The following is a 2,407-nucleotide window of genomic DNA, read 5'->3' as shown; positions in this document are numbered from 1 at the left end:
CTCCCCGCCCCTCCCGTACCACCGGATGGCGTGGGCGGGCGGTGCCCCCGGGTGGTGGCGGTCGCTGTTGGGGACCGGTGTGGTGGTCGGCGGTGCGGTCCTCGTCGCCGTGGCCGTGCTCGTCGGCGGTGAGATCGCCGGAGCGGTCCTCGACCGTCCCCGTGACGCCGACGGCAACATCCTCTGGGGCGGAATCGGCGACACCGCCCTCGTCCTGCTCTCCCTCGCCCTGTGCATCCCGGTGGTGCTGCTGGCCGCGCGATGGACGCAGCGCCGCCCGATCGGCACGGTCTCGTCGGTGACGGGCGCGCTGCGGTGGCGCTGGCTGGGGGTCTGCCTCGCGGTCGCGCTGCCCGTGTCCGCCGCGATCCTGGGCGTCTCCCTGCTCCTGCCCGCCCCCGAGGGCGGCGGTCAGGAGATGACCTGGGCCGGACTCTCCCCGTTCCTGCTCGGCCTCGCGACCGTCTGCCTGCTCGTACCCTTCCAGGCGGCGGCCGAGGAGTACGTGTTCCGTGGCTGGCTGTTCCAGGCGGTCGGAGCCTGGTTCCGCTCACCGTGGGTCGCGGTCGCACCGCAGGCGGTGCTCTTCGCCGCCGCGCACGGCTGGGGGACGCCGTGGGGCTTCCTCGACCTGGTGGTGTTCGGTCTCGTCGCGGGTCTGCTGACCCTCCGCACGGGTGGCCTCGAAGCGGCGATCGCCCTGCACGTCCTCAACAACGTCTTCGCCATGGGTTTCATGGCCGCGATCGCCGGAGGCCTCACGACGGACGAGACGGCCGCCGACATGGACGGGCTGATGGTGGCCGTCGACGTCCCGCTGGTCGTCCTCTACGCGATCGTCGTCCTGTGCCTGGCCCGCCGCCGACGCGTCACGACCCACAGCCCTCACTCCGCTCACGGCCCTCACCCCGCTCACGGCCCTCACCCCGCTCACGGCCCTCACCCCGCTCACGGTCTTCACTCCGCTCACGGTCTTCACTCCGCTAACGGTCTTCACGACGCTCACGGTCTTCACGACGCTCACGGTCTTCACTCCGCACCACGCGGGTACTCGGTGCCGAGCGCGGCGACCCCGCCCGAGCGAACCCCGTGAGCGTCTCCGATCCGCAGTGAGGGGCGACGGCATGCAGACCTTCCTGCCCTATCCCGACTTCCGGGCCTCGGCGCTGGTCCTGGACCAACGCCGGCTCGGCAAACAGCGGGTCGAGGCACTGCAGGTCCTGCGGGGCCTCATCGTGCCGGGGTACGGGTGGCGTCGGCATCCGGCCGTACGCATGTGGGCGGGGTACGAGGAGGCGCTGGTCCGGTACGGCCTGGAGGTCTGCGAGGTGTGGTGCGAGCAGGGCCATCAGGACAGCTGCGCGGCCACCCTGGTCGCCGACTTCGCCGCGGTCCGTCCCGACGCGCGCCCTCGTGACCAGGCACGACTGGCAGCCGCCGGGGAGCTCCCGCCCTGGCTGGGGGACGACGCCTTCCACCGCAGCCACCGGTCCGCGCTGCTGCGCAAGGACCCGGTCCTCTACGCCCCGTCCTTCCCCGGCGAGCCGGACGATCTGCCGTACGTCTGGCCGAGCTCGGACCGGGAGGCTCCCCCACCCTCCGACAGGAAGCCCGGCGCCGTCGCGTAGGCGCTGGTGGTCGTCGGGGAGCTGTGGGGGGCGTCACGAGCCCCAGAAATATCTGACGTGTCAGCTACTGTTCTCTCGGGTGAATCGTCCGCAACCGGCGGGCGCCGCGATCTCGCCGAGGATCTCCATGGAGCTGGTCTACGTCTTCGATGCCTACTGCGGCTGGTCGCACGGGTTCTCCGGCACGCTGAGCGAGGTCGTCGCCCGCCGCCCCGACCTCCCGGTCGAGGCCGTCTCCGGTGGTCTGTTCACCGGTTCGCGCCGGATGCCGATCCGCATGTTCGGCCACGTCCAGGGCGCCAACGCCCAGATCGCCGAGCTGACCGGCGCCGAGTTCGGCGAGGCGTACGAGCGGCTCATCGAGGACGGCTCGTTCGTGATGGACTCCGAGGCCGCCGCACGCGGTCTGGCCGCCCTGCGCGCCGCCGCCCCCGACCGGGCCGTCGACCTGGCCGTCGAACTCCAGCGCGTCTTCTACGTCGACGGCCTCAGCCTCTCCGACCCGGCCACCTACCGGAAGATCGCCGAGGGCGCCGGACTGGACGCCGACGCCGTGGTCACCGTGTTCGAGTCGCCCGAGGCGAAGGCGGCGGCGGAGGCCGACTTCCACCGCGCCGCCGAACTGGGTGTCATCGGGTTCCCCACCTTCCTGGCGGTCGACGGCGACCAGGCAATCGAGCTGGCGCTCGGACGCGGCACCGCCGACGAGATCGAGGCGCGGCTCGCGGCCGCAGGCATCCGCTGAACCCTCCCCCTCCCCCTGCCGCCAACTTCCCGGC

Annotated in this window: 3 protein-coding genes; all 3 read left to right on the top strand. The window is 72.4% G+C overall.

The window, feature by feature from the left end; translation table 11 throughout:
• On the top strand, window positions 1-1,093 hold a 1,093-nt coding region (locus P1P70_RS43475; RefSeq protein ID WP_319247863.1), incomplete at its 5' end, for a CPBP family intramembrane glutamic endopeptidase.
• A gap of 31 nt (window positions 1,094-1,124) precedes the next feature.
• Complete coding sequence (locus P1P70_RS43470) at window positions 1,125-1,628, top strand: MSMEG_6728 family protein (protein WP_319247861.1); 504 nt, start codon at window positions 1,125-1,127, stop codon at window positions 1,626-1,628.
• A 127-nt stretch (window positions 1,629-1,755) separates the two neighbouring features.
• Window positions 1,756-2,373 (top strand): DsbA family protein, encoded by a 618-nt coding sequence (locus P1P70_RS43465; RefSeq protein ID WP_319247865.1) that lies wholly within the window; start codon window positions 1,756-1,758, stop codon window positions 2,371-2,373.
• Window positions 2,374-2,407: the final 34 nt, after the last annotated feature.

Origin of the sequence: Streptomyces sp. MB09-02B (assembly GCF_033794485.1) — a bacterium.
Taxonomy (GTDB): Bacteria; Actinomycetota; Actinomycetes; order Streptomycetales; family Streptomycetaceae; genus Streptomyces.
This window is presented reverse-complemented; position numbering and strand designations above follow the sequence as displayed.